This window comes from Streptococcus sp. 27098_8_51 (assembly GCF_041432205.1).
GTDB lineage: Bacteria > Bacillota > Bacilli > Lactobacillales > Streptococcaceae > Streptococcus.
The window spans coordinates 39,347-45,624 of the sequence record NZ_JAPVZE010000016.1 but is presented as its reverse complement, the minus strand read 5'-3'; the positions used below and the strand labels follow the sequence as shown (position 1 = coordinate 45,624).

Sequence of the window (6,278 nt, the reverse complement as noted above, 5' to 3'; positions counted from 1 at the left end):
AGTCTCACTGCTTCCTGTCGTTCTTCTTCCGTTAATTCTTTCTCAGTAAACAAGCGACCGAGATAATTTGGATTTACTTTCATACTTTAATATTCGTAAAAATATAGCGCTTTAGGTAATTTTTTAGTACAATTAAATCATGGAATTTAGAACAATTAAAGAGGATGGGCAGGTCCAAGAAGAAATCAAAAAATCACGCTTTATCTGTCATGCCAAGCGTGTCTATAGTGAAGAAGAAGCTCGTGACTTTATCACTGCTATCAAAAAAGAACACTACAAAGCCACCCATAACTGCTCTGCTTTTATTGTAGGGGAACGCAGTGAGATAAAGCGTACGAGTGATGATGGCGAACCTAGTGGTACTGCTGGAGTCCCTATGCTTGGCGTCTTAGAAAATCATAATCTTACCAATGTCTGCGTAGTAGTTACTCGTTACTTTGGTGGAATTAAGTTAGGCGCTGGAGGTTTGATTCGTGCTTACGCAGGTAGTGTGGCCTTGGCTGTCAAAGAAATTGGCATTATTGAAATCAAAGAGCAGGCTGGCATAGCCATTCAGATGTCTTACGCTCAGTATCAAGAATATGGCAATTTCCTTAGAGAGCATCATCTCATGGAGCTGGATACAAACTTTACAGATCAAGTTGATACAATGATTTATGTTGATAAGGAAGAGAAAGAAAATATTAAGTCTGCTCTTGTAGAGTTTTTTAATGGAAAGGTTACTTTAACAGATCAAGGTTTACGAGAAGTTGAAGTTCCTGTAAACTTAGTGTAAATAAAGGAGAAATACATGGTGTTTGGAAAATTTATTCAAGGACTTGCTGGTAACTTCAGCGAGGAAAACAAAGAGACTCTTATCAAAGAATATGGTCAATATCTACTAGAGAATGAAGAAATTCAAAGTGGATATAAACTTATTCGCGATTCCATCATCTTTACAAATATTCGTATTATTTTTACAGATAAGCAAGGTGCCACTGGTCGCAAGGTGTCTGTTAAGTCACTCTTTTTGATGAACATTGTAAACGTTGAAATGGAAACTGCTGGAGCAGGTATAGATGATAGTGAGATTACGATTACTTATTTAGAAAATATCTCTCTTAAAGTACATAATGAGCATCTGAGTTTCCATAAATTTGAATTCCCTAAAAAAACGGACATCCTCCCTCTTTACACCTATTTATTAGAATTGGCTTATCACAATCGATTAAAAATTAATGGCTTAGACCTTTGATATAAAAAAATCCTATCACTTTGATAGGATTTCTATATTTTACAAATAGCCTTAAGCGCGTTATACTAGTATCATCTTATACAAAGAGGTATATCTATGACTATTTATAATAATATCACTGAACTTATTGGACAAACACCGATTGTTAAACTCAACAACATTGTTCCAGAGGGTGCTGCAGACGTCTATGTTAAACTAGAAGCTTTTAACCCTGGATCGTCAGTAAAAGACCGTATTGCCCTTAGCATGATTGAAAAAGCAGAACAAGATGGTATTCTAAAACCGGGAGCTACTATTGTTGAAGCAACGAGTGGAAACACTGGTATCGGTCTTTCATGGGTTGGTGCCGCTAAAGGATATAAAGTTGTTATCGTCATGCCTGAAACGATGAGTGTGGAACGACGCAAGATTATCCAAGCCTATGGTGCTGAACTCGTCCTTACTCCTGGTAGCGAAGGAATGAAAGGGGCTATTGCCAAAGCTCAGGAAATCGCCGCTGAACGAGACGGCTTCCTTCCACTCCAATTTAATAATCCAGCTAATCCAGAAGTACACGAAAGAACAACAGGAGCTGAAATACTGGCTGCTTTCGGTTCTGATGGACTAGATGCTTTTGTAGGTGGTGTTGGCACCGGTGGAACGATCTCAGGTGTTTCTCACGCTCTTAAAGCAGCAAATTCAAACATTCAAGTTTATGCAGTTGAGGCAGACGAGTCAGCTATCTTGTCTGGTGAAAAACCAGGACCTCACAAAATTCAAGGCATCTCAGCTGGATTTATTCCTGAAACACTTGATACAAAAGCCTATGATGGTATCGTTCGCGTAACGTCAGATGATGCTCTAGCGCTTGGCCGTGAAATTGGTGGAAAAGAAGGCTTCCTGGTTGGGATTTCTTCAGCTGCAGCAATTTACGGGGCAATTGAGGTTGCCAAGAAATTAGGTACAGGTAAGAAAGTCCTTGCTTTAGCACCAGATAACGGCGAACGTTATTTGTCTACAGCACTCTATGAATTTGAAGTGTAACCTCCTAAATACACTTAGCCCTTATTAAAGGGCTTTTTGTTTACTCATACAGAATCTACTCTCTAGACCAAAAGAAAAAGGAAGCAATTTGCTTCCTTTTCTATTAGTTATTCAAGGCTGCTGCCATTGTAGCTGCAACTTCTGCTTCAAAGTCGTTTGCAGCTTTCTCGATACCTTCACCAACTTCAAAGCGAGCGAACTCAACTACTGAAGCATTTACTGATTCAAGGTAAGCTTCAACTGTCTTGCTGTCATCCATGATGTATACTTGTGCAAGAAGTGTGTATGCTTGGTCAACTTTGGTGTTGTCAAGCATGAAGCGGTCCATTTTACCTGGGATGATTTTGTCCCAGATTTTTTCTGGTTTGCCTTCTGCAGCCAACTCAGCTTTGATATCAGCTTCAGCTTGAGCAATCACTTCATCAGACAATTGTGCTTTTGATCCATACTTCAAGTGTGGAAGAGCTGGTTTACCAACCATTGCACGGCTTTCGTTATCTTGGTCGATTACGTGGTTCAATTGTGCCAACTCATCTTTAACGAATTGCTCATCCAATTCTTTGTAAGAAAGAACTGTTGGTTTCATCGCAGCAATGTGCATTGAGATTTGTTTAGCAAGCGCTTCGTCTCCACCTTCGATTACAGAGATAACACCGATACGTCCACCATTGTGTTGGTATGCTCCGAAGTGTTGTGCATCTGTTTTTTCAAGCAAAGCAAAACGACGGAATGAGATTTTTTCACCGATTGTAGCTGTTGCAGATACATATGCAGCTTCAAGAGTTTCACCTGAAGGCATTGTCAAAGCAAGAGCTTCTTCGTTGTTAGCTGGTTTTCCTTCAGCGATTACTTTAGCTGTTGCGTTTACCAAGTCAACGAATTGAGCGTTTTTCGCAACGAAGTCAGTTTCGGCATTTACTTCAACTACTGCTGCAACGTTACCGTTAACAAATACACCAGTCAAACCTTCAGCTGCAACACGGTCAGCTTTCTTAGCTGCCTTCGCCATACCTTTTTCACGAAGCAATTCAATCGCTTTTTCGATGTCACCGTCTGTTTCTACAAGCGCTTTTTTAGCGTCCATAACACCGGCACCAGATTTTTCACGCAACTCTTTTACAAGTTTAGCTGTAATTTCTGCCATTTTGATTCTCCTATATTTTTTAAAAATAGGAGAGCTGGGCTAGGCCCCGCCCTCCTAGGTAATTACTATTTATATGAATTAAGCGTTGTCGCCTTCTACAACTTCAACGATTTCTTCGATTGAGTCAGCTTGAGCTTCTGAAGCTGCAAATTCTGCTTCAACTGCTGCTGCGTCTTCACCTTGACGTCCTTCGATGATAGCGTCAGCCAATTTAGCTGTGATCAATTTAACAGCGCGGATAGCGTCATCGTTAGCTGGGATGATTACATCGATATCGTCTGGGTCAGTATTTGTGTCAACCATCGCTACAACTGGGATACCCAATTTTTTAGCTTCTTTAACAGCGATTTGTTCTTTATGTGGGTCAACTACGTACATTACATCAGGGATACGAGGCATGTCTTCGATACCACCCAAGAATTTTTCAAGACGTGCACGTTGTTTATTAAGAAGTGCAACTTCTTTCTTAGGAAGAACGTCGAAGATTCCTTCTTCTTCCATACGTTTGATTTCTTTCAAACGAGCAATACGTTTTTGGATAGTTCCCCAGTTAGTAAGAGTTCCACCCAACCAACGGTGGTTGATGTAGTATTGACCTGAACGTTCTGCTTCTTCTTTAACAGCGTCAGCAGCTTGTTTTTTAGTACCAACAAACAATACAACTGCATCGTTAGCTGCTGCATCACGCATAAAGTCGTATGCTTGGTCAGCGTATTTTACAGTTTGTTGCAAGTCGATAACGTGGATTCCGTTACGCTCAGTGAAGATGTACTTAGCCATCTTAGGGTTCCAGCGACGAGTTTGGTGACCAAAGTGTACACCAGCCTCAAGAAGTTGTTTCATTGAAATTACTGCCATGAGTATTTCTCCTTTTTGTTTTTTTCCTCTCCTCGACTTCAACTTGCAAAACGACCCGAGGGCAACAGTTTCACAATTCATCAAGAATGAGTATTATCGTTTACACGACAAGTTTCATTTTACCACATTTTAACGATATTTTCAAGTGGTTTTGCTAGTTTTTAGCCTAACTTAAGACTAAAAAAGAAAAGAGACTCAAATCGAGCCTCTTCGTTTCATTCATTAATTTGGATAGATGTATGTTACGTAACCTTCAGAAGTTGTAGTTGGGTTGAACCATCCACGTTTGTTACCGATTGTACGATCTCCACCATAGTTTGATTCTGATACTTGAATGCTAGTTGATGATGAAACTGCTGTAACAACCGCTACGTGTCCATATCCACCGTCATTCCAACATGCAATCGCACCAACTTGTGGAGTTGATCCTGTACGGAATCCTGCAGCTGCTGCACTTGTAGCCCACTGCGCTCCGTTACCCCAGTAATCTCCAGCCCAAGGTGCTAATGTTTTAGCTCCCCAAGTACATTCTCCAGTTGGATAACTTGAAGCATTTGTACTGTATGTTGGACGTTGTCTAGTTGGAGTCGGAGCAGGTGCTGGAGTGTAGCTTGAATCATCATCTGATGAAGAGCTTGAAGTCGCTTGCACTTGATCTGAAAGTGTTGTATTTCCAGAAGCAACAACTGATTGTTGTTGACTTGTTTGACGTGCCTTATAAGCTGCTTCTGCTTCAGCTGCTGCTTTTGCTTCTGCCTCTGCTGCTGCTTTTTGTTCCAATAAAGTAGCTTTATCACTTTCTGCAGTAGCTTTCTCTGCAGCAAGGTTTAACTCAGCAACTTTCAACTCTGCTTGTTTTGTTGTCAATGCTTGTGCATCGTCAGCAAGTGTTTGTTGGTTCGCAATGACAGTGTTGATTGCTTCATTATTTGCAACCTGTTTTTCAGCGATAGATTTCTTATCAGCTTTCTGTTGTTCCAACATTTTGTTGTTAGCTGATACAATCTCGCTCATGGCTGCAACACGTGAAATAGCTTCCGTAATTGATTTTGAGTTTACAATTGTATTGATGTAGCTAGTTGCAGCACCGTTTGTTTGTGCGCTACGTGCTTGTTTTTCCAAAGATTCATTACGAGCAACAATGTTCTTAGAGAGCTCTGTAATTTCTCCTTCAAGTTTTTTAGATTCAGCTTGTAGAGTTTCGTTCTCAGCTTCCAAGTTCGTTTGTTGAGTTTGGATAGCTGTAACTTGCGTTTGGATTTCATCTACTTGTTTTTGAGCTTCTTTTTGTTGAGCTGTCAAATTACTAATCTTACTATCTTGAGCAGCAATCTTTTCATCAGTTGTTTCAGCGTGGACAGTTGTCAATACTGCCGCTTGAGACACTAATACTGTACTTAATAAAAGTGACGCTAAGATTTTTTTCTTCATATTGTGTAGATACTCCTTCTATTTAAGACATTACTAGTATACCAAAAAAAGACATAATAAATATTACGCCTTTGTTACATTTTTATTTCTTTCTTATAGATAACATTTTTCAAAAATATATTGGAAAATAAGCATCCATAAAAAGTTTAAAATCATTGATGGGACAAGGCTGTAGACGATGAAAACTGGCATCGATTCTACTGTCAATCCCATAGCAAGAGCAAGGAGATAGCTCCCCATATCAAATAGGAAACTCATCACAACTATTGTTAACATTCTTGTCCAACGGTTTAGCAAAATTACACTATTAAATTTATGGAGCGAAGCTCCTATCAAGATAAATAGAAGTGTTGCAATTCCTATCAAGTGGAAAAAATAGATATCGTACACCAAACCCGCTATACAGCAATAAGCTAGATAGAGATATTCTGAAACCTCAATTGTCTCAAACAAGAGAAATAAAAACAGAAAATGACTTGCTAAATGAAAGTGAGGGAAGAAGGATCCCGCTAATTGTCCAATATGTGCATCAATTAGTACGACAAAAGGGAGTAAAAAGAAAATACCAATTTGTTTTAACAGTCTCAT

General features: G+C 39.5%; 7 protein-coding genes. 3 read left to right on the top strand and 4 right to left on the bottom strand.

What is annotated here, in order from left to right; translation table 11 throughout:
- The first annotated feature begins 139 nt into the window (after nt 1–139).
- The 3 genes from O3622_RS09005 to cysK all read left to right on the top strand — a co-directional run bounded on the left by O3622_RS09005 (nt 140) and on the right by cysK (nt 2,257).
- Nucleotides 140–775, top strand: a complete 636-nt coding sequence (locus O3622_RS09005) for a YigZ family protein (protein ID WP_000395752.1) — start codon at nt 140–142, stop codon at nt 773–775.
- 15 nt (nt 776–790) lie between these two features.
- Nucleotides 791–1,234 carry a PH domain-containing protein gene (locus O3622_RS09000; protein WP_371607366.1) on the top strand — a complete coding sequence of 148 codons (444 nt, stop codon included), beginning with the start codon at nt 791–793 and terminating at the stop codon, nt 1,232–1,234.
- 96 nt (nt 1,235–1,330) lie between these two features.
- Nucleotides 1,331–2,257, top strand: a complete 927-nt coding sequence (cysK, locus tag O3622_RS08995) for a cysteine synthase A (RefSeq protein ID WP_000158480.1) — start codon at nt 1,331–1,333, stop codon at nt 2,255–2,257.
- Nucleotides 2,258–2,360: 103 nt separating this feature from the next.
- On the opposite strand, the gene tsf is transcribed toward cysK, so the two are convergent.
- From tsf to mreD, 4 genes are all read right to left on the bottom strand, one after another.
- Nucleotides 2,361–3,401 (bottom strand): translation elongation factor Ts, encoded by a 1,041-nt coding sequence (gene tsf / locus O3622_RS08990; RefSeq protein ID WP_000808056.1) that lies wholly within the window; start codon nt 3,399–3,401, stop codon nt 2,361–2,363.
- Nucleotides 3,402–3,479: 78 nt separating this feature from the next.
- On the bottom strand, nt 3,480–4,259 hold the full coding sequence (gene rpsB, locus O3622_RS08985) for a 30S ribosomal protein S2 (protein WP_000268475.1): 780 nt from the start codon (nt 4,257–4,259) through the stop codon (nt 3,480–3,482).
- A gap of 222 nt (nt 4,260–4,481) precedes the next feature.
- Complete coding sequence (pcsB, locus tag O3622_RS08980) at nt 4,482–5,690, bottom strand: peptidoglycan hydrolase PcsB (RefSeq protein ID WP_000726988.1); 1,209 nt, start codon at nt 5,688–5,690, stop codon at nt 4,482–4,484.
- A gap of 93 nt (nt 5,691–5,783) precedes the next feature.
- Nucleotides 5,784–6,278, bottom strand: coding sequence for a rod shape-determining protein MreD (gene mreD, locus O3622_RS08975; RefSeq protein ID WP_084856392.1), 495 nt, complete (start codon nt 6,276–6,278; stop codon nt 5,784–5,786).